General features: G+C 59.3%; 22 protein-coding genes. 7 read left to right on the top strand and 15 right to left on the bottom strand.

Annotated elements, in window-relative coordinates; translation table 11 throughout:
* The first annotated feature begins 10 nt into the window (after positions 1-10).
* Positions 11-436 carry a PA0061/PA0062 family lipoprotein gene (locus Q7F16_RS08425; RefSeq protein WP_014335904.1) on the top strand — a complete coding sequence of 142 codons (426 nt, stop codon included), beginning with the start codon at positions 11-13 and terminating at the stop codon, positions 434-436.
* A gap of 6 nt (positions 437-442) precedes the next feature.
* Here Q7F16_RS08425 and Q7F16_RS08420 read toward each other — a convergent pair whose 3' ends face one another.
* Positions 443-676 carry a DUF1161 domain-containing protein gene (locus Q7F16_RS08420; RefSeq protein ID WP_046064712.1) on the bottom strand — a complete coding sequence of 78 codons (234 nt, stop codon included), beginning with the start codon at positions 674-676 and terminating at the stop codon, positions 443-445.
* A 149-nt stretch (positions 677-825) separates the two neighbouring features.
* Complete coding sequence (locus Q7F16_RS08415; RefSeq protein ID WP_003196419.1) at positions 826-1,257, bottom strand: OsmC family protein; 432 nt, start codon at positions 1,255-1,257, stop codon at positions 826-828.
* A gap of 237 nt (positions 1,258-1,494) precedes the next feature.
* Between Q7F16_RS08415 and Q7F16_RS08410 the strand changes: the two genes are divergently transcribed.
* The gene (locus Q7F16_RS08410) at positions 1,495-2,496 is read left to right on the top strand and encodes an LLM class flavin-dependent oxidoreductase (protein ID WP_409555621.1); all 1,002 of its coding nucleotides are present in this window, start codon (positions 1,495-1,497) and stop codon (positions 2,494-2,496) included.
* Between the two features lie 54 nt (positions 2,497-2,550).
* Here Q7F16_RS08410 and Q7F16_RS08405 read toward each other — a convergent pair whose 3' ends face one another.
* Together Q7F16_RS08405 and Q7F16_RS08400 are read right to left on the bottom strand one after the other, a co-directional pair.
* Complete coding sequence (locus Q7F16_RS08405; RefSeq protein WP_014335908.1) at positions 2,551-2,772, bottom strand: DUF1161 domain-containing protein; 222 nt, start codon at positions 2,770-2,772, stop codon at positions 2,551-2,553.
* 115 nt (positions 2,773-2,887) lie between these two features.
* Positions 2,888-3,103, bottom strand: coding sequence for a dodecin (locus Q7F16_RS08400; protein WP_014335909.1), 216 nt, complete (start codon positions 3,101-3,103; stop codon positions 2,888-2,890).
* Between the two features lie 155 nt (positions 3,104-3,258).
* Here Q7F16_RS08400 and Q7F16_RS08395 point away from each other — a divergent pair, with 155 nt between their 5' ends.
* Positions 3,259-3,585 carry a DUF883 family protein gene (locus Q7F16_RS08395; protein ID WP_003196426.1) on the top strand — a complete coding sequence of 109 codons (327 nt, stop codon included), beginning with the start codon at positions 3,259-3,261 and terminating at the stop codon, positions 3,583-3,585.
* Here Q7F16_RS08395 and Q7F16_RS08390 read toward each other — a convergent pair.
* On the bottom strand, positions 3,558-4,475 hold the full coding sequence (locus Q7F16_RS08390) for a LysR family transcriptional regulator (protein WP_409555620.1): 918 nt from the start codon (positions 4,473-4,475) through the stop codon (positions 3,558-3,560). The two genes, Q7F16_RS08395 and Q7F16_RS08390, sit on opposite strands and share 28 nt — an antisense overlap.
* Before the next feature lie 112 nt (positions 4,476-4,587).
* Here Q7F16_RS08390 and trpB point away from each other — a divergent pair, with 112 nt between their 5' ends.
* On the top strand, positions 4,588-5,820 hold the full coding sequence (gene trpB / locus Q7F16_RS08385) for a tryptophan synthase subunit beta (protein WP_014335911.1): 1,233 nt from the start codon (positions 4,588-4,590) through the stop codon (positions 5,818-5,820).
* Positions 5,820-6,632: a tryptophan synthase subunit alpha gene (gene trpA / locus Q7F16_RS08380; protein WP_046064714.1), complete on the top strand. Its 813-nt coding sequence runs from the start codon at positions 5,820-5,822 to the stop codon at positions 6,630-6,632. Before trpB ends, trpA begins: the two co-directional genes overlap by 1 nt.
* 259 nt (positions 6,633-6,891) lie before the next feature.
* On the opposite strand, the gene Q7F16_RS08375 is transcribed toward trpA, so the two are convergent.
* The 10 genes from Q7F16_RS08375 to Q7F16_RS08330 form a co-directional block, all read right to left on the bottom strand.
* Positions 6,892-8,853: a DUF7844 domain-containing protein gene (locus Q7F16_RS08375; RefSeq protein WP_046064715.1), complete on the bottom strand. Its 1,962-nt coding sequence runs from the start codon at positions 8,851-8,853 to the stop codon at positions 6,892-6,894.
* Positions 8,850-9,170: a DUF2388 domain-containing protein gene (locus tag Q7F16_RS08370; RefSeq protein ID WP_003187020.1), complete on the bottom strand. Its 321-nt coding sequence runs from the start codon at positions 9,168-9,170 to the stop codon at positions 8,850-8,852. The genes Q7F16_RS08375 and Q7F16_RS08370 overlap by 4 nt, the downstream gene beginning before the upstream one ends.
* 27 nt (positions 9,171-9,197) lie before the next feature.
* The gene (locus Q7F16_RS08365) at positions 9,198-9,506 is read right to left on the bottom strand and encodes a DUF2388 domain-containing protein (RefSeq protein ID WP_409555619.1); all 309 of its coding nucleotides are present in this window, start codon (positions 9,504-9,506) and stop codon (positions 9,198-9,200) included.
* 106 nt (positions 9,507-9,612) lie between these two features.
* Positions 9,613-9,930, bottom strand: coding sequence for a DUF2388 domain-containing protein (locus tag Q7F16_RS08360; RefSeq protein ID WP_046064716.1), 318 nt, complete (start codon positions 9,928-9,930; stop codon positions 9,613-9,615).
* Between the two features lie 343 nt (positions 9,931-10,273).
* Positions 10,274-10,489, bottom strand: a complete 216-nt coding sequence (locus tag Q7F16_RS08355; RefSeq protein ID WP_003187014.1) for a DUF1127 domain-containing protein — start codon at positions 10,487-10,489, stop codon at positions 10,274-10,276.
* Positions 10,490-10,808: 319 nt separating this feature from the next.
* Positions 10,809-12,302, bottom strand: coding sequence for an acetyl-CoA hydrolase/transferase family protein (locus Q7F16_RS08350; RefSeq protein WP_014335915.1), 1,494 nt, complete (start codon positions 12,300-12,302; stop codon positions 10,809-10,811).
* A gap of 199 nt (positions 12,303-12,501) precedes the next feature.
* Positions 12,502-13,938 (bottom strand): NAD(P)(+) transhydrogenase (Re/Si-specific) subunit beta, encoded by a 1,437-nt coding sequence (locus Q7F16_RS08345; protein ID WP_014335916.1) that lies wholly within the window; start codon positions 13,936-13,938, stop codon positions 12,502-12,504.
* Positions 13,938-14,261, bottom strand: coding sequence for an NAD(P) transhydrogenase subunit alpha (locus tag Q7F16_RS08340; RefSeq protein ID WP_003187010.1), 324 nt, complete (start codon positions 14,259-14,261; stop codon positions 13,938-13,940). The genes Q7F16_RS08345 and Q7F16_RS08340 overlap by 1 nt, the downstream gene beginning before the upstream one ends.
* 15 nt (positions 14,262-14,276) lie before the next feature.
* On the bottom strand, positions 14,277-15,398 hold the full coding sequence (locus tag Q7F16_RS08335; protein WP_079301422.1) for a Re/Si-specific NAD(P)(+) transhydrogenase subunit alpha: 1,122 nt from the start codon (positions 15,396-15,398) through the stop codon (positions 14,277-14,279).
* Positions 15,399-15,832: 434 nt separating this feature from the next.
* Positions 15,833-16,729 carry a LysR family transcriptional regulator gene (locus tag Q7F16_RS08330; RefSeq protein ID WP_046064718.1) on the bottom strand — a complete coding sequence of 299 codons (897 nt, stop codon included), beginning with the start codon at positions 16,727-16,729 and terminating at the stop codon, positions 15,833-15,835.
* A 156-nt stretch (positions 16,730-16,885) separates the two neighbouring features.
* Here Q7F16_RS08330 and Q7F16_RS08325 point away from each other — a divergent pair, with 156 nt between their 5' ends.
* Entirely contained in the window at positions 16,886-18,067 is a 1,182-nt protein-coding gene (locus Q7F16_RS08325; protein WP_014335919.1) for an acyl-CoA dehydrogenase, read from the top strand.
* 13 nt (positions 18,068-18,080) lie between these two features.
* Positions 18,081-19,301: a CaiB/BaiF CoA transferase family protein gene (locus tag Q7F16_RS08320; protein ID WP_046064719.1), complete on the top strand. Its 1,221-nt coding sequence runs from the start codon at positions 18,081-18,083 to the stop codon at positions 19,299-19,301.
* Positions 19,302-19,846 lie beyond the last annotated feature (545 nt).

Here is a 19,846-nt window from a genome sequence, read left to right as displayed (position 1 = left end):
GAAATTCACCATGCGCTTACCTCTGCTGTTACTGGCCCTGGTCTCCATGAGCGGTTGTGCAACGAGCCCACTGCCCCAGGTCGATCCGAACATGGCGTGGATCGATTTCGCTACCCCCATGCCGGGCGGCAAAATGCTGATGGCTGAAAGCCTGGATGGCCAGCGATTGCGAGACGGCCGGTTCTTTCAGGTTTCGCCGGGCAGCCACGAACTGAAAGTGCGCTTCGACTTCGAAGTGTTTAGCGGTGGCGGGCTGGGCATGCAAGCCGAACCGCAAGAGCGGCTGTGCTACATGCTCGTGCGTTATGACCATTTCGAGGCCGGCCAGCGCTATCGGCTGGAGGCTCGCAACCTGGCGTTCACGCCCAGCGCCCGGCTCTATGATGCCAAGCGTCAAATCGTGGCCGAAGAGCGACAAATCAATTGCGTTCCGTAGAGCGTCCTAGCGGTCGTTCTTCTGGTAGATGATCTTCTTCGTGCCGCCTTCGCAACTGCCCACCACCATGTTCTGGTCATGGACTTCGTCGTTGGTGACGATTTCCAGCGTGTAGGACGACACGTTATTGGCCTGGATCTTAGCTTCGATTTCCGCTTTCAGCTCTTCACAGGATTTGGGGGCTGCAAGGGCTGATGCAGCAAATGCGCAACCGATGACCACCAGGGCTGCTCGTTTCATGTTCGAATTCCTCATGGCAGCGCGCACTGCCTGTGCGCTGAAACTGCAGGCTTCATTCGATCATAATTGCGCCAGGGTAAACAGCTCGACCGTATTCAAGTGATCGCAGCCTTCGGCAGTGTCTGCAAAGGCTGCGACCCTTTCATGCGTCAGTTCACCAGCGTCGCATCCAGGGTGATCTGGGCGTTCAGCACCTTGGAAACCGGGCACCCTTCCTTGGCCTTCTTGCTCAGTTCGTCGAATTGCGCCTGGCTGGCGCCGGGAATTTTCGCCTTGAGCACCAGCTTGACCGCCGTGATCGCGAAACCGCCATCGACCTGGTCCAGGGTCACTTCAGCATTGGTGTCGATGCTGTCGGCCTTGAGCCCGGCATCGCCGAGGATCATCGAAAAGGCCATGGAAAAGCAGCCGGCGTGGGCCGCGCCGATCAATTCCTCTGGGTTGGTGCCCTTGCCGCCTTCGAAGCGCGCCTTGAAGCCATAGGGCGCTTCGCGCAGCACACCGGTTTCCGTGGAAATGGAGCCGATACCGGTTTTCAGGTCACCTTCCCAATGAGCCGATGCTTTCTTGATGATAGCCATGTCTGCCTCCTGAAGATCCGGCGCGAGAGACGCGCCTGGGTGTTTTTTTAACTGTCTGGGTTGTGAGGATAGACCGCCCGGAAAAGTTCACCTTGTCGATTAGCCGACGAATTTAGTAGGAAAATTCTTCGCAGCTATTGAAACTCGGGTATATGCCCACATTGCATGGAACACACCTTTAGAAACGGCAGGCTTTTGCCCTGGAAAAGCCCGGAACGCCGTTGGAGATCCCGGCCCATGAAACAGCTGTCCGAAGTGAAATTCTCAACCCTCGACCTGGTGCCTGTCCGCGCCGATGGCAATGCCGCCCAGTCCTTGCGCAACTCGCTGGACCTGGCGCAGCACGTGGAAAAATACGGCTACACCCGTTTCTGGGTGGCCGAACACCACAACATGGACGGTATCGCCAGCTCCGCGACGGCGGTGCTGCTGGGTTATCTGGCGGGGGGCACTTCGACCATTCGTGTCGGCTCCGGCGGCGTCATGTTGCCCAATCACGCGCCGTTGATCATCGCCGAACAGTTCGGCACGCTGGAAAGCCTCTACCCGGGTCGAATCGACCTGGGGTTGGGCCGCGCACCAGGTTCCGACCAGATCACCGCCCGGGCGCTGCGTCGCGAGCGCTCCGGCAGCGCGGACGATTTCCCCGAAGACGTGGCCGAGCTGATGCGTTATCTGGGCCCGCGCACCCCGGACCAACGCATCATCGCCATGCCCGGCACCGGCACCAATGTGCCGGTGTGGCTGCTGGGTTCGAGCCTGTTCAGTGCGCAATTGGCCGGTGAGCGCGGTTTGCCCTACGCGTTCGCCTCCCATTTCGCACCGCGCTACATGCACGAGGCGATTCGTATCTACCGCAACCATTTCAAGCCGTCGGCAGTGCTCGACAAGCCTTATGTGATGCTCGGCGTGCCGCTGGTGGCGGCGGACACGGATGAACAGGCCGATTACCTGGCGACGTCGGTGTACCAGCGGATCCTGGCATTGATGCGCGGCCAGAGCCTGGTCCAGCGTCCGCCGGTCGAAACCATGAACGGCCTCTGGTTGCCCCATGAAAAAGAAGCGGTTGGTGATTTCCTTGGCCTGGCCATGGTCGGCAGTCCGCAGAAGATTCGCGCCAAGCTGGAGGTGCTGATTGAGCAAACCCAGGCCGATGAGCTGATTTTCACCAGCGACCTGTACGAGCATGCCGATCGTTTGCACTCATACGAGTTGTTGGCGCAGGTCATGAAAGGCTGAATGACGCGCATAAAAAAGCCGACGCATTGCGTCGGCTTTGACGTTCGAAAAGAATCACTTTTTATAGACGATTTCTTTCGTACCGCCCTCACAGGTGCCTACGACTTCTCCGTCAGCCGCTGCGCCCTTATCGACGATTTCCAGCGAATAACCTGACACGCCCTTGGCGTCCAGCTTCGCTGCGATTTCGCTTTTCAGCTCTTCGCAGGGCTTGCCCGCCGCAAACGCACCACCGGCAAGGCTCAGCAAACCCAGGGCTACCATCAACTTTTTCATCGCTCGCACTCCTTGGTCGGATCAAATAGGGCAGGTATTGGAAAAACAGGATGCGCACACCATAGCGCATCGCCATTCCCTATGGCACTCCGCCAGCGTGCAAGTTCACCGCCCCTCAGCTATTGGCAATCCGGAAGCCGACCTTGATGGTCACTTGGAAGTGCGCTGCCCGGCCGTTTGCGATGTGGCCGCGGGTTTCCGTGACTTCGAACCACTCCAGGTGCTTGAGGCTTTTGCTGGCCTCGGCCAGGGCGTTGTTGATGGCGTCTTCAATGCTGGTGGGAGACGAGCCGACCAGCTCGACTTTTTTGTAAGTGTGATGATCACTCATGAGGTTCTCCTTGGTTGTTTTTAACAGCCTAGCAGCGATTTTTCGTCTTACGTGTGTCGCCGTTTGCGCGCTGAAGTTCAGATTTACTGCACTTTCAGAAACGCCCGCAGTCCCAATTCACACACGCCACTCAACCACTGCAGGAGAGAGCCACCATGGCCAGCAATTCGTTACGCAAAGCCTCGTTGCAAAGCATGGAAGCGGAGATCGAGAGTCTGCTCAAGTCGTTGGAAAGCCTGAAGGACGACGCTTCGGACGAGTCGCGTAAGACCCTCAAGTCGCTCAAGGCCAATGCCGAGAACGCCCTGAAACATTCTCGCCATCTGCTCAGCGACGCGTATGAAGAGGTCAAGGTGAAAACCCGTGAAACCGGGATCGCCACACGCGACTACGCGCAGGAACACCCTTGGACCACGGCGGGTGTCGCAGTGGGTGCGCTGGGTCTACTGGCTGCTTACTTGCTGTGCAAGCGCGGCGACTGAGTCGGTTGGCTCAGCTCATGCCTGAGCCACTGGGCCAATTGCCGAGCGCGCCCGTCTGCGGCGCGCTTGGGTAGCCACAACGCCAGGCGCGCCGCCGTTTCATCGAAACCCCACGGCGCGACCAGGCGACCGGCGCGCACGTCCTCAGCCACCAGCGGCTCGGGCGCGATCGCCACGCCGAGCCCCGCTACGGCGGCCTCCAGCAAATAATACAAATGCTCGAATCCTTGCCCGAACTTCAATGCCCGGGGATCAAGGTCGTTTTGCTGTGCCCAGGTCGGCCAGGCCTGTGGGCGGGAGGTGGTGTGCAGCAACGGCTCGTCCAGCAGCGCGCTGGCCGGTGCGCCCTGCAAGCGAGCGAACCCGGCGTAGTGCGGGCTCATCACCGGGCCGATCCGCTCGCTCACCAGTTCATACACCTGCATGTCGGCAGGCCAGGGTGGTTCGGCGAATACCAGCAAGGCGTCCAGTCCCGGTCGCCTGGGGTCCAGGTCGCCCTCGCCAGCGGACAGGTGCAGGCGCAAATCCGGCAGGTCGGCATTGAGCCTGCCCAGGCGGGGAATAAACCAGCGTGCCAGCAAACTTCCCGAGCAGCCCAGGACAAACGGGGCATCGGCCGTACTTTGCGTCAGTTCCGCACAAACACCACGCAGTCGCTCGAACGCATCGGCGCTGACATCCCGCAGACGCATGCCGGCATCTGTGAGTTTCAAGCCGCGTCCATCCTTGGCGAACAGGCTGACACCTAAATGCTCTTCCAGCACCTTCAGCTGTCGACTTACGGCACCATGGGTGACGTGCAGCTGTTCGGCCGCCTGGCTTACGCTGTTCAGGCGGGCGGTGGCCTCGAAGGCGCGCAAGGCGTTGAGGGGGGGAAGGTCGTGGCTCATGTTATCTGTGAGTTTTTCTGACAGGTTGTGGCGATCTTATCGGTTTTCAGTGGCGGATGTCAGGGGTAGAGTGAACCTCATTGTCTTTCAACGCATTTGCTTGGAGCGCCCGATGACCCAGTCCACGACCCCTTTCAACCTGCGCAGCGGTCCCGATGCCAACGGCCTGTTCGGTGCGTTCGGTGGCCGCTATGTGGCCGAAACCCTGATGCCACTGATCCTCGATCTGGCCCGCGAATACGAAGTGGCGAAGGAAGATCCGGCGTTCCTCGAAGAGTTGGCCTACTTCCAGCGCGATTACGTCGGTCGTCCGAGTCCGCTCTACTTCGCCGAGCGCCTGACCGAATACTGTGGCGGTGCCAAGATCTATCTCAAGCGTGAAGAGCTGAACCACACCGGCGCGCACAAGATCAACAACTGCATCGGCCAGATCCTGCTGGCGCGGCGCATGGGCAAAAAACGCATCATCGCCGAGACCGGCGCCGGCATGCACGGTGTGGCCACCGCCACTGTGGCCGCGCGTTTTGGCCTCGATTGCGTGATCTACATGGGCACCACCGACATCGAGCGCCAGCAGGCCAACGTGTTCCGCATGAAGCTGCTGGGCGCTGAAGTGATCCCGGTGGTCGCTGGCACCGGTACCTTGAAAGATGCAATGAACGAGGCCCTGCGTGACTGGGTCACCAACGTTGATAGCACGTTCTACCTGATCGGTACCGTGGCTGGCCCGCATCCGTATCCGGCGATGGTGCGTGACTTCCAGGCTGTGATCGGTAAGGAAACCCGCGAGCAGTTGCAAGCCCAGGAAGGCCGCCTGCCGGACAGCCTGGTGGCGTGCATCGGCGGCGGCTCCAACGCCATGGGCCTGTTCCACCCGTTCCTGGACGACAAGAGTGTCGAGATCATCGGCGTCGAAGCCGCCGGTTATGGCATCGAGACCGGTAAGCATGCGGCGAGCCTGAACGGCGGCGTCCCCGGTGTACTGCACGGCAACCGCACCTTCCTGTTGCAGGACGACGATGGTCAGATCATCGACGCCCATTCGATTTCCGCCGGTCTCGACTACCCCGGCATCGGTCCGGAACATGCCTGGTTGCACGACATTGGTCGCGTCCAGTACACCTCGGTGACCGACGCTGAAGCCTTGGAAGCCTTTCACAAATGCTGCCGACTGGAAGGGATCATTCCTGCACTGGAAAGCGCCCATGCCCTGGCGGAAGTGTTCAAACGCGCACCGAACCTGCCGAAGGATCACCTGATGGTGGTCAACCTGTCCGGCCGTGGCGACAAAGACATGCAAACCGTGATGCACCACATGGAACAGTCCCAGCAGGAGAAACACTGATGAGCCGCCTGCAAACCCGTTTTGCCGAACTCAAGGAACAGAACCGCGCCGCCCTGGTGACTTTCGTCACGGCTGGCGACCCGGACTACGACACCTCGCTGGCAATCCTAAAGGGCCTGCCAGCGGCCGGTGCCGATGTCATCGAGCTGGGCATGCCGTTCACCGACCCGATGGCCGACGGCCCGGCGATCCAGTTGGCGAATATTCGTGCCTTGGGCGCCCAGCAGAACCTGGCGAAAACCCTGCAGATGGTTCGTGAGTTCCGCAAAGACAACAGCGAGACGCCGTTGGTGCTGATGGGCTACTTCAACCCGATCCACCGTTATGGCGTGCAGCGTTTCATTGGCGAGGCGCTGGAATCTGGCGTGGATGGCCTGATCGTTGTGGACATGCCGCCCGAACACAACAGCGAACTGTGCGAACCGGCCCAGGCAGCTGGCCTGGACTTCATCCGCCTGACCACGCCAACCACGGACGATGTACGTTTGCCGACGGTGCTCAACGGCAGTTCGGGCTTTGTATATTACGTGTCGGTGGCGGGAGTGACCGGTGCCGGTGCCGCGACGCTGGAACACGTGGAAGAAGCCGTGGCGCGGCTGCGTCGTCACACCGATTTGCCGATCAGCATTGGTTTCGGTATTCGTACGCCGGAGCAGGCGGCGGCCATCGCTCGATTGGCTGATGGGGTGGTGGTTGGCTCGGCGCTGATCGACCATATCGCCAATGCCGATACGTCGGAACAGGCGATTGATGGCGTGTTGAGCTTGTGTGCCGCCCTGGCTGAGGGTGTGCGCAAGGCGCGTCTGGGCTGATTTTGATTCGACTCGCAGGCACAAAAAAGGGGTTCAGAACTGGGTTCTGAACCCTTTTTTATTGCGCATGAAATGCTTGGCGGTTGATGTCTGAGGCCTGGCTTTTGTGGCGAGGGGATTTATCCCCGCTGGGGCGCGAAGCGGCCCCAATTCGGCTCCATGCAGTATCGACTTCTCGGGACTGCTTCGCAGTCCAGCGGGGATAAATCCCCTCGCCACAGGTTCATCATGTCGCCTGTCTTAACATGTGGCAGGGAGATCAGGGCAATTCCAACCCGCCCCCGGCCTTATGCAGTTTGCGCAAATGCTCGCCGATCACTTTCACATTGGCCTCGCTCGCAGCAATTTCAGCGGCGCGGCTTGGCTCGAGCAATGCCCGGACTTCCTTGTCCAGGTCGCCTGTCAGCGTTTGAAGCTGTTTCTGACGCAAGCTGCTTTCCGATTCCAAGCGTTGCCACTCGCTGGGTTGCGGCAAGCCGTAGCCGCTGCTGCCCAACAACTCAGCGGGACGGCTGAGGAAGCCGCTGTTGGCGAGGATCTGCTGCAACGTCGCGTTAGCCCTTTCCATACCGCCATTCTGCAATTCACGGGCCCCAAGGTAGCGCTGTTTGACTTCATCCTGCGCCAACAACAATTGCCGACGATAACTGGCCTGTTCCAGCAGCAATAGCGCCGCGCTGGTGCGCAGGTCGGCCTGTTCGAACCAGACGCGGCGCTCTGCGGCGTCAAGGGCCAGCCAGTCTTCCACCGTTTGCTGCTTGATCGGCAGATACTTCTTCAACACATCGAACATCGCCTGATACCGCTCACGGAATGAGTCGAAGCGGTAGCCCAGGCGCAAGGCTTCCTTGGGATCATCCAGCACGCTGGTGTCCGCCAGGCCTCGGCCCTTGAGGACTTCCAACAAGCCGTTGGGCAGGATGCTGTCCAGGCCGTTGAGCTGCGCGTTATTGCTGCCGCTGCGCAGCAGCTTCAAGCTTTCCACGGCGCAGTTATTGGACAGGAAGTAATAGTTGCCGTCGTAGCTCCAGTGCATTTCGGCAGCGTGCTCGACCGTCTCCTCGATCTCGGTGCGCGACAGGTTCAGTGGCACCGATGCCAGGCTGCGCAGTTCGGTCTTGGTGTATTCATCGATCACCTGGGCCAGCGGCAATACGAACAGGCGCGACGGGTATTTACCGACCAGCCCGTCCCAACTTGATAGCTGCACATCGCCGACGAAGGCGCGGTATGACAGCACCAGGTGTTGGTCCAGATCCAGTCGGCAGTCCGGGCCACGTGGGCGACCCGGTGCGCAGATCACCAGCCGGAGCATGCTGTGGCCCCAGCGGCTCACCCAGTTCTGGTTGGCTTCGGCCAGCAGGTAATCAATGGCATAGACCCGCTCGGGATCAACCTTGCCCAGTGGTGTCTTGGCGAAGTCGTTGCCGGCGTTGAGGAAGGCGAACGATTTGGCGCAGGTGTCCTTGGCGGGGGGTGCCCAACCGAAGTGTTCCTGATAATAGCGATACAGGGCGGGGCGTCGGCAGGCGTAGCTCGGGTCGAGGAGAAAGTACTCCATGTTGACCGCGACGAACTCCTTGGGGCTGCTCGTTTCATAGAGATCCGGGCTGCGGGCGACCTGGCGGTTGTGCTGTTCCCGCTCACCGCGCCGGCCGACGTATTGTGGCCAGCCGGCGAGGTCCAGCAACCGAGGGTCATCGCTGAGAGTGAAGCGGCGGTCGTTCTGGCCCCGGCATTCATCGGGAAGGCCGATCAACCCGGCGCTGCTGTTGCGTCGAGTGCAACGCTGGATCAGCGTACGCTCGGCATCGGGCCATAGACGCGAGCGGTCATAAATGTGGGTCAGTTCGTGCAAAACGGTGGCGAGCATTTCCCGTCGCACGGTGCCGTGGGGGCGATGGGTCTTTTGCGTCGCGGCGCTGCCGTCGACAAGGCTGTCGAGCAGGTTGCTATTGAGGTCCAGTTGCGACACCAGCGAGGCCTGGCCGTAGGCGTTGGCCGGCATCTGGTCGGTCCAGCCGACATCGATGCGTCGGTCCAGCCGCTCGATGAAGCGCGGCGGCAGCGCCTGCATGGCTTCATCGAGCAGCGCCTGGCTGGCCTGCTGTTGCGCCGGGCTCAGTCCTTCGACGTTGAGGTGCAGTTGCAAGCCGGCCTGGGCCATGCTGCCCGTGAGCAGCAAGACCCCGGCCGCCAGCCAGGCGGCGAATCGCCTCACAATGCGAGGATGGCTTCGGCGAGAACCTGGTCACTGGCGTCGCGGGCTTCCGGCACGCGAGTGCGCAAGGTGTCGAAGGCGGCCTCGAGATGAGCGCCACGAATCTCACCATTGCTGGCGACAAAACTGGCCGCATCGTCATGGGCTTCGCGGACGATTTTTGAGTCACGGATGGAGGTGGTAGTGTCGGACGTGAAATCAATCGTGCGCTGGGAAGCGCGAACGATGATGTTACTGGTGGCTACCAGGGTATGTGCCTGGGCCACATCGGCCAACACCAGCAGGCCTAGGGCGGCAGCAATCAGCGGGCTACGCATGGAACGACTCCGGAGAAATAAGGATAACTATTGGACGAGAATTGCCTGTGCCAGTTCAAGGTCGCTGAGGTGAAGTTTTGGCTGGGTCCGGCGCAGGTAATCCAGGGCCGATTCCAGTTGTGCACCTCGCAGCTGCCCGTCACTGGCAATGAAGGCCGCAGCGTCATCGTGAGCGGCGACGATCAGTTTATGGTCGAAGGGCGCGGAGGTCACCATGCTCGTGGCGTAGCCGCTGACCACCACTTGCTGGGTGGACACATCGAAAGCATGGGCCGGAACAGACCAGCAAAAAACGACGAAGAAAGACGCGATGAACAGATCTGAGTAAAAACGCATGGGACTCGACGGTTGATGGCGAGCCTGAAGGCTAGCGCAAACCTGCGGGCCAGAGCCAGTGCTGAAACATCGGAACACCATTGGGTGCCCGATGTTTCATGTTGCATCAGATCACCAGGATGGCCTGGGCCAGCTGTGCATCGGTGGCGTTGAGCTGTGGTGCCTGCTGGCGGATGTAATCCAGGGCACTTTCCAGTTTCACACCACGGATGGCGCCTTCGCTGGCCACGAAGCTGGCGGCGTCATCACGGGCGGCTTGAACGATCTTGTTGTCCCGCAGTGATGAGGTCGCATCGGAGGTCACGTCGGACGTGGCCTTGAGTGCGCCGACGATGGAGTCAGTGGTAACGATAAAGCTGCTGGCGTTGGAGTGGGCGGCTACGGCCAGCAGGGCAGCTGCGCTGAGCAGGCGAAGACGGATCATGAGGAAACTCCTTGAAGGATGAGGTGATGCCGGTGCGTGTAGCTGGAAGAAGAGACGCATGCTCGACTCGCTTCGCCACGTTGGTATCGATATTAGGACAGAACGCGTTGGCTGACAGCCCTTTGCGACAGTCATCGGCAGCATGATGCCCGCATTGGGCGCTACGGCTCAAGATGAACTGTGCTGGTATGTTTTTAATTATCAGAAAACTGTTATGTCTCTCCGGTCTTCAAAAAAACAGGCCCGGAAACGACAAGACCCGTCGCGGTTTCCCGCGACGGGTCTTGTTTGTTCAATTCGGTGCTGGCGGTGGACCCGGTGGGTCAGGGCCAGCGACGCTGAGTTAGCGCCAGAACGGCTTGCTCAGCTCTTCGTAACGTTGTGCTTCGCTGATACCGGCGTCAGCCAGCAGGCGCGAATCCAGACGAGCCAGTTGGTGGCGGCTGGCGATGCGGCGCTGCCACAACATCAGGTTAGCGATAACGCGAAGAGGCAGGGAAGCCTGGTTTTTTTCAGCTTTGTCTTCGAAAAACAGCTCGGAACTGAGTGTACGTTCCATGGTTGACATCCTTCCGCTTGTGGCGGGATTAGGTAGTGGTTTAACTGGTGCCCATGATCCTCTCGTTTGGCCAGTCTCTCTAGATACAGTTCACCTGTATTGTGAGAGACCAGTTAACTGTTAAAGAGCGGTGTGCTGGTCAATATTGAGGCAACTGTACCTGTCTGCACGATATTGGTGCGTTTTTGGCGAATGACTGATGTTCTGTGGGAAAAGACTGTAAGAAAACACCGGTACAGCAGTACAGTTTTTGTCGCTCAAGGCTTGGATGTCAGCCTCCAATCAAAACTGTATTTGCGATAGCGGTGATCCAGCTGTATCAGACGGCCAACATGCGCCCGGTTTCTTCGAGGTTGACGTGCCAACTCAGTGCATCGCGCAGGATATGCGGGGTATGCCCACCCAGAGCGCACGCTGCTTCGAAATAATCATTCAACGCCTGGCGGTAGGACGGGTGCACGCAGTTGTCGATGACCACCCGTGCCCGCTCCCTTGGCGCCAGGCCACGCAGGTCGGCCAGGCCGATCTCGGTCACCAGGATGTCGACATCGTGTTCGGTATGGTCCACATGGCTGACCATCGGCACGACACTGGAAATGGCGCCGCCCTTGGCAATCGACTTGGTGACGAAAATCGCCAAGTGGGCGTTGCGGGCGAAATCCCCCGAACCGCCAATGCCATTCATCATCCGAGTACCGCATATGTGGGTGGAGTTGACGTTGCCGTAGAGGTCGAACTCCAGCGCGGTGTTGATACCAATGATGCCGAGGCGGCGTACGACTTCGGGATGGTTGGAGATTTCCTGCGGGCGCAGGACCAGTTTGTCCTTATACCTTTCCAGATTTCCGAACACGTCGGCGTTGCGTCGGCTCGACAGCGTGATAGAGCTGCCGGAGGCGAAGCCCAGCTTGCCAGCGTCGATCAAGTCAAATGTCGAGTCCTGCAGGACCTCGGAATACATGGTCAGGTCTTCGAACGGGGAATCGATCAGCCCGCACATCACAGCGTTGGCGATGTTGCCAATCCCGGCCTGCAACGGCCCGAGCTTGTTGGTCATGCGCCCGGCTGCAACTTCCTGCTTGAAGAAGTCGATCAGGTGATCGGCGATGGCCTGGGTGTCGCTGTCCGGAGGCGCGACGGTCGAAGGCGAGTCCCCTTGATTGGTGATGACGATGGCGGCAATTTTTTCCGGCGGGATCGGGATGGCGGGGCTGCCAATGCGGTCGTCGACTTTCACCAGGGGGATTGGGGTGCGGGTCGGGCGATAAGTCGGGATGTAGATGTCGTGCAGGCCTTCCAGGTTCGGGTTATGGGCCATGTTGATCTCGATGATCACTTGCCGGGCGAAGATGGCGAAACTGGCCGAGTTACCTACCGATGTGGTCGGTACGATATGCCCTTGCTCGGTGATGGCCACCGCTTCGATCACGGCAATGTCGGGCAGCTTGAGCTGGCCGTTGCGCAGTTGCTCAACAGTTTCCGAGAGATGCTGGTCGATGAACATCACCTCGCCTGCGTTGATCGCCTTGCGCAACGTGCTGTCGACCTGGAATGGCATACGCCGCGCCAGCACGCCGGCCTCGGTGAGTTCCTTGTCGAGGTCATTACCCAGGCTCGCACCGGTCATCAGGCTGATTTTCAGCGGAGTGACCTTGGCGCGCTCGGCCAGGGCGTGGGGCACTGCTTTCGCTTCTCCGGCGCGGGTGAAGCCGCTCATGCCGACGGTCATGCCGTCCTGAATCAACAAGGCTGCTTCGGCAGCGCTCATCACTTTATTCAATAACGAAGGCAAGCGGATGCGATCACGGTACATAGGTTGTTATCTCGGGCTGGAAAGCAAGATGCGCAGTCTAGTGAATTCGCGCGGTGCCCGACCCGCTACAAAGGTCGCATTTAAGGCCTCTATTACGGGGGTTTCAGGCAAAACATTATTACCGGATCGGTAACGTTCGGCCTTGATACAAATCAAAACGCCCCGACGAGTCGGGGCGTTGATGGCGAAGCCGTTAGCGTTATTCCACTGCTTTGACCATGTCTTCGATGACCTTCTTGGCGTCACCGAACACCATCATGGTCTTGTCGAGATAGAACAGTTCGTTGTCCAGGCCCGCGTAGCCGCTGGCCATCGAGCGCTTGTTGACGATGATGGTCTTGGCCTTGAAGGCCTCGAGGATCGGCATGCCGGCAATTGGCGACTTTGGATCGTTCTTCGCCGCCGGGTTGACCACGTCGTTGGCGCCGAGCACCAGCACCACATCGGCCTGGCCGAACTCGGAGTTGATGTCTTCCATCTCGAACACCTGGTCGTAAGGCACTTCGGCCTCGGCCAGTAGCACGTTCATGTGCCCGGGCATGCGACCGGCCACCGGATGGATCGCGTATTTGACGGTCACGCCGTGGTGGGTCAGCTTCTCGGTCAGCTCTTTCAGCGCGTGCTGCGCCCGTGCTACCGCCAGGCCGTAGCCTGGGACGATGATCACCGTGTCGGCGTTGGTCAGCAGGAAGGTCGCGTCGTCAGCCGAGCCGGATTTCACCGGACGGGCTTCTTTCGAGCCTGCCGGACCTGCTGCGTCCGGGGTGTTGCCGAAACCGCCGAGCAGCACGTTGAAGAACGAACGGTTCATCGCCTTGCACATGATGTACGACAGGATCGCACCGCTCGAACCCACCAACGAACCGGCAATGATCAGCATCGAGTTGTTCAGCGAGAAACCGATGCCTGCTGCGGCCCAACCGGAATAACTGTTGAGCATCGAGACCACCACCGGCATGTCCGCGCCGCCGATCGGGATGATGATCAGCACGCCCAGAACAAAGGCCAGGGCCAGCATCAAGGCGAACGCGCCGAGGTTGCCGGTGAACATGAAGGTCAGGCCCAGGCCCAGTGTTGCCAGGCCCAGGATCAGGTTGAGCTTATGCTGGCCACCAAACTGTACCGGTGCGCCCTGGAACAGGCGGAACTTGTACTTGCCCGAGAGCTTGCCGAAGGCGATCACCGAACCGGAGAAGGTGATTGCACCAATGGCTGCGCCGAGAAACAGCTCCAGGCGGTTACCGGCCGGAATCGAATCACCCAGTTGCTTGACGATGCCCAGCGATTGCGGCTCGACGACCGCCGCGATGGCAATGAACACCGCCGCCAGGCCGATCATGCTGTGCATGAATGCCACCAGCTCCGGCATCTTGGTCATCTCGACGCGCTTGGCCATGATCGAGCCGGCGGTACCGCCGACCAGCAGGCCGACGATGACGTAGCCGATGCCAGCAGTGGCCAGCTCAGCACCCAGCTTATAGATGAGGCCCACAGTGGTGAGCACCGCCAGCGCCATGCCGAGCATGCCGAACAGGTTGCCACGGCGGGAGGTGGTGGGGTGCGACAGGCCTTTGAGGGCCTGGATGAAGCAGATCGACGCGATCAGGTAGAGCGTCGTTACCAGGTTCATGCTCATTACTTGGGCGCCTCTTCTTTTACGGCTTTCGGGGCTTTTTTCTTGAACATCTCAAGCATGCGGCGCGTGACCAGGAAGCCACCGAATACGTTGACCGCGGCCAGGGCCACGGCGAGGGTGCCCATGGTCTTGCCCAGAGGCGTTACGGTCAGCGCAGCGGCGAGCATGGCGCCGACGATCACGATCGCCGAAATGGCGTTGGTCACCGCCATCAATGGCGTGTGCAGCGCAGGTGTTACGTTCCAGACCACGTGGTAACCGACATAAATCGCCAGCACAAAGATGATCAGGTTGTAGATACCGGGGGAGATAAGCTCTTCCATTGTCTGAGTCCCTGCTTAGGCGTTTTTGCGGATGACTTGGCCGTCGCGGCACATCAGGCACGCGGCGACGATGTCGTCTTCCAGGTTCACGTCGAACTGACCTTCCTTGGTGAAGACCAGCTTCAGGAAGTCCAGCAGGTTGCGGGCGTACAGCGCCGAAGCGTCTGCCGCGACTTCACCGGCCAGGTTGGTCGGACCGCAAATGGTCACGCCATTCTCGACAACCACCTGATCGGCCACGGTCAGCGGGCAGTTACCGCCCTGGGCTGCCGCGAGGTCGATGACCACCGAGCCCGGTTTCATCTGCGCGACGGTTTCGGCACTCAGCAGCGTCGGTGCCTTGCGGCCCGGAATCAGTGCGGTGGTGATGACGATGTCCGCCTGCTTCGCGCGCTCGTGCACGGCTTGGGCCTGGCGCTGCATCCAGCTAGCCGGCATTGGCCGGGCGTAACCACCGACGCCGACGGCGCATTCACGCTCTTCGTCGGTTTCGTAAGGCACGTCGACGAACTTGGCGCCGAGGGATTCGATTTGCTCCTTCACCGCCGGGCGCACATCCGAAGCCTCGATTACCGCACCCAGGCGTTTCGCCGTGGCAATCGCCTGCAACCCCGCCACGCCCGCGCCGAGAATCAGCACACGCGCCGCTTTCACAGTGCCAGCGGCGGTCATCAGCATCGGCATGAAGCGCGGATAGTGATGGGCGGCCAGCAGCACGGCTTTATAGCCGGCAATGTTCGCTTGAGACGACAGCACATCCAGGCTTTGGGCGCGGGAGGTACGTGGCGCGGCCTCAAGGGCAAAAGCGGTAATGCCGCGTTCGGCCAGCTTGGCGATGGTTTCGTTGTTGAACGGATTGAGCATGCCCACCAGAACGGTGCCGCTCTTGATCAGCGCCAGTTCGCTGTCGCTGGGGGCAACCACCTTGAGGATCAGCTCGGCCCCGAATGCATCACTGGCACTGCCAATGGTTGCGCCCGCCGCCTCATAGGCACTGTCGATAACGCTGGCCTTGATGCCGGCGCCGCTTTGAACAGTGACTTTATGGCCTTGGCCGATCAGCTTCTTGATGGTTTCCGGGGTAGCAGCAACCCGTGTTTCACCCGTTTGGGTTTCGAGGGGAACACCAATGTGCACGTCAAATCTCCTGCGTGATCTTATTGAGTAAACCCAGGCACTTCGGATGGTGCGGCTGGGGCGGCCGATCAGCACGATCCCGCCAAACCAGGCGGGGCGCGGCATTTTGCAGGCGAAAATTCAGCCCTTCAAGGGATTATGACGGGTGACGGAAAATTAACTACAAGTCACCCTGTGACCGAATGTCGCAATTATCGATCGGCATCCCGTGTAGGCCGTGCTTTCCAAGGGTTAAGGTTCAAATTGACAATTTTTCCCATCGGCCAGATGAATAGGCCCTGATGCGCTGCGCAATATGGCTCAAAGCCATGTATTTGAACGCTTTGGAGACTACTGCACGGGCTTCATAACAGATTGACTGAATGCGACATAAACTTATATCTGTAGCGTCTTCTGTTAGTTGACTACCTAAGTCTGTTTAAAGTTTTTCTTTATTAATCAAGGTTATAGTTGCTTGCTTGCTTCACGAGCCAATCGCGAAAAGCTCGAAGAGAGGCGGATTCGACCTTTCGCTCTGGAATCATCAGGTAGTAGGCCTTGATGCTCGATAGCGCGCTACGGTTGGCCACGACCAGTCGTTTCTCTGCCAGCTCGCGCTGAATCAAGAAGGGCGGAATCAGCGCAACGCCCATGTCGTGCATGGCCGCTTGGGCAAGCATGGAGAATAGTTCATAACGCGGGCCTGTCAGGTCTCGTGCAATGTTCAGGTTCTGGGCGTTGAACCACTGGCGCCACGCATAGGGGCGAGTGGTCTGCTGGAGCAAGGGCAATTCGGCGATGGCCTCTGGTGTCAGGCTCGTCCGGCCTCCCAGTAAGGTAGGGCTGCATACCGGCATCGGATTTTCCCCCATCAGTTTGTGGGATTCGGTACCGGACCAGTCCGCATCACCAAAATAGATGGCGGCATCAAACTCTGTGTCCGCGAAGAGAAAGGGCCGTGTGCGGTTGGTCAGGTTGACGGTGACTTCCGGATGCTGCTGCTGGAAATCCTTGAGGCGTGGTAGCAGCCATTGAGTGCCGAAGGTTGGAACCACGGCCAGTTCGATCACGTTCGCACCGGTGTGTCCCATCACTGAAAGAGCGTCGCGTTCGACGGCATCCAGTTGGGTGGCAACTCGACGGCTGTAGGAAAGGCCGGCTTCGGTCAGTTTGACGCCTCGACGTGAGCGTCGGAAAAGCTCCACGCTGAGGAAGTCTTCCAGGCTGGCGATCTGTCGACAGATAGCGCCTTGCGTAAGAGAAAGCTCGTGCGCCGCCTTGGTGAAGCTCTCATGACGTGCGGCAGCCTCGAAACTGATCAGGGCGGTGGTGCTGGGGATTTTACGGCGCATGTACGCAAGCCTCACTCAATATCGACATAAACGGGGTTTATGGCGTTTACGGAGTGAGAAATTAGCACAAGATAGTGCGCAATCCTCGTTTGCCCTTGTAGGAAAGCGCGCCTAGGATCAATCCACGATTTTCATTTAATTGGCGAGGACTCTTTCATGGCCGGTAAAGCGAGCTTCAACTGGATCGATCCATTGTTGCTGGATCAGCAGCTCACCGAAGAAGAACGCATGATCCGCGACACTGCCGAGCAGTTCGCCCAGCAGAAGCTCGCGCCGCGGGTGCTGGAAGCGTTCCGCCATGAGAAGACCGACCCGGCGATTTTCCGCGAGATGGGTGAAGTTGGCCTGTTGGGGGCAACCATTCCTGAGCAGTACGGCGGCAGTGGGCTGAACTACGTCAGCTATGGCCTGATCGCTCGCGAAGTCGAGCGCGTCGATTCCGGTTATCGCTCAATGATGAGCGTGCAGTCCTCGCTGGTCATGGTACCGATCAATGAATTCGGTACCGAGGCGCAAAAACAGAAGTATCTGCCAAAGCTGGCGTCTGGTGAATGGATCGGTTGCTTTGGTCTGACCGAGCCGAACCATGGTTCCGACCCGGGCGCGATGATTACTCGTGCGCGCAAAGTGGAAGGCGGCTACAGCCTGACGGGTAGCAAAATGTGGATCACCAACAGTCCGATCGCCGACGTCTTTGTCGTCTGGGGTAAGGATGACGCTGGCGATATCCGCGGCTTCGTGCTCGAGAAGGGCTGGAAGGGCCTGAGTGCGCCGGCTATTCATGGCAAGGTCGGCCTGCGCGCCTCCATCACTGGCGAAATCGTGATGGACAATGTATTCGTTCCGGAAGAGAACATTTTTCCCGATGTCCGCGGCCTGAAGGGCCCGTTTACCTGCCTGAACTCGGCGCGTTATGGCATCTCCTGGGGCGCCTTGGGTGCAGCTGAGTTCTGCTGGCACACCGCTCGCCAGTACACGCTGGACCGCCAACAGTTTGGGCGTCCGCTGGCTGCCAATCAGTTGATCCAGAAGAAGCTGGCCGACATGCAGACCGAAATCACGCTGGCCTTGCAGGGATGCCTGCGTCTGGGGCGTATGAAAGATGAAGGCACGGCGGCGGTCGAGATCACCTCGATCATGAAGCGCAACTCCTGCGGCAAGTCCCTGGATATCGCTCGCATGGCGAGGGACATGCTGGGCGGCAATGGTATTTCCGATGAGTTCGGCATCGCTCGTCATCTCGTGAACCTGGAAGTCGTAAACACTTACGAAGGTACCCACGACGTTCATGCGCTGATCCTGGGGCGTGCGCAAACCGGTATCCAGGCGTTCTATTAATAGGAGAACGTTCATGGGCGCGCTTTCGCATCTGCGGGTACTGGATTTATCGAGGGTCCTGGCCGGGCCGTGGGCCGGACAGATCCTGGCGGACCTGGGGGCTGATGTCATCAAGGTCGAGCGTCCCGGCAATGGTGACGACACGCGCGCCTGGGGGCCGCCGTTCCTGAAGGATGCCCGAGGCGAGAACACGACCGAGGCGGCTTATTATCTGTCGGCCAATCGCAACAAGCAGTCGGTGACCATCGATTTCACGCGTCCAGAGGGGCAGCGGCTGGTGCGAGAGCTGGCGGCCAAGTCCGATATCCTGATCGAAAACTTCAAGGTTGGCGGGCTGGCGGCTTATGGTCTGGACTACGAGTCGCTAAAGGCGATCAATCCGCAATTGATCTATTGCTCGATCACTGGGTTTGGCCAAACCGGCCCTTATGCCAAGCGTGCCGGGTATGACTTCATGATTCAGGGGCTGGGGGGCTTGATGAGCCTGACTGGCCGCCCTGAGGGTGATGAGGGGGCGGGGCCGGTGAAGGTGGGGGTCGCGCTGACGGATATCCTCACGGGGCTGTATTCGACGGCTGCTATTTTAGCGGCGCTGGCTCATCGTGATCATGCCGGTGGCGGGCAGCACATCGATATGGCCTTGCTGGATGTTCAAGTGGCTTGCCTGGCCAACCAGGCGATGAATTACCTGACCACGGGTAGCGCACCGAAGCGGCTGGGCAACGCTCACCCGAACATCGTGCCTTATCAGGATTTTCCTACCGCCGATGGCGATTTCATCCTTACGGTGGGTAATGACGGCCAGTTCCGAAAGTTCGCTGAGGTTGCCGGTCAGCCGCAGTGGGCTGACGACCCGCGTTTTGCCACAAACAAGCTGCGGGTGGCGAATCGGGCGGTGTTGATTCCGTTGATTCGCCAGGCGACGGTGTTCAAGACCACCGCCGAGTGGGTGGCTCAATTGGAGCGGGCGGGTGTGCCGTGTGGGCCAATCAACGACCTTGCCCAGGTGTTTGCCGACCCTCAAGTGCAGGCGCGTGGATTGGCGATGGAATTGCCTCACGTACTGGCCGGTAGCGTACCGCAGGTGGCCAGTCCGATTCGACTGTCCGAGACACCGGTGGAATATCGCAATGCGCCCCCTTTATTAGGGGAGCATACGCTGGAGGTGCTGCAGCGAGTGCTGGGCTTGGATGAAGCTGCGGTGAAGGCGTTCAGAGAGGCGGGGGTTCTTTGAGTGTTCTCTTCTATATAGAGGAGCGTTTTAAAGGACGATCTCCAGTGCTGCGCAACTTATTGATAGAAAAGCGAAATTAAGGGTTGACGGCAGATTCTGGAAGTCTATAATTCGCCCCACTTCCGGCGCAGTCGAAACGAAAAACTACTTGAGATTCAATGAGTTAAGTAAGTTTCGAAGATGTTGGGCTTCAGGTCATCGAAGCCCGGAAGGAGCAGATAGAGCGGTGTTGTTTGGCTCTATCGGCGGTTCGATCTTCTCGGTCGAAAGCGGTGAAAAAGAGGTGTTGACAGCAGCGAGTAGCGCTGTAGAATTCGCCTCCCGCTAACGAGAGATCGGAAGCGCAAGTGGTTGAAGTTGTTGATGTTTCCGAAGCGAAACTTTGAAAACTTCTGAAAATAACCGCTTGACAGATACGCGGGGCGCTGTAGAATGCGCGCCTCGGTTGAGACGAAAGACTCAGCCAACCGCTCTTTAACAACTGAATCAAGCAATTCGTGTGGGTGCTTGTGGAGTCAGACTGCTAGTCAACAGATTATCAGCAT

Origin of the sequence: Pseudomonas sp. Lb2C2, assembly GCF_052112205.1 — a bacterium.
Taxonomy (GTDB): domain Bacteria; phylum Pseudomonadota; class Gammaproteobacteria; order Pseudomonadales; family Pseudomonadaceae; genus Aquipseudomonas; species Aquipseudomonas kilonensis.
This window is presented reverse-complemented; position numbering and strand designations above follow the sequence as displayed.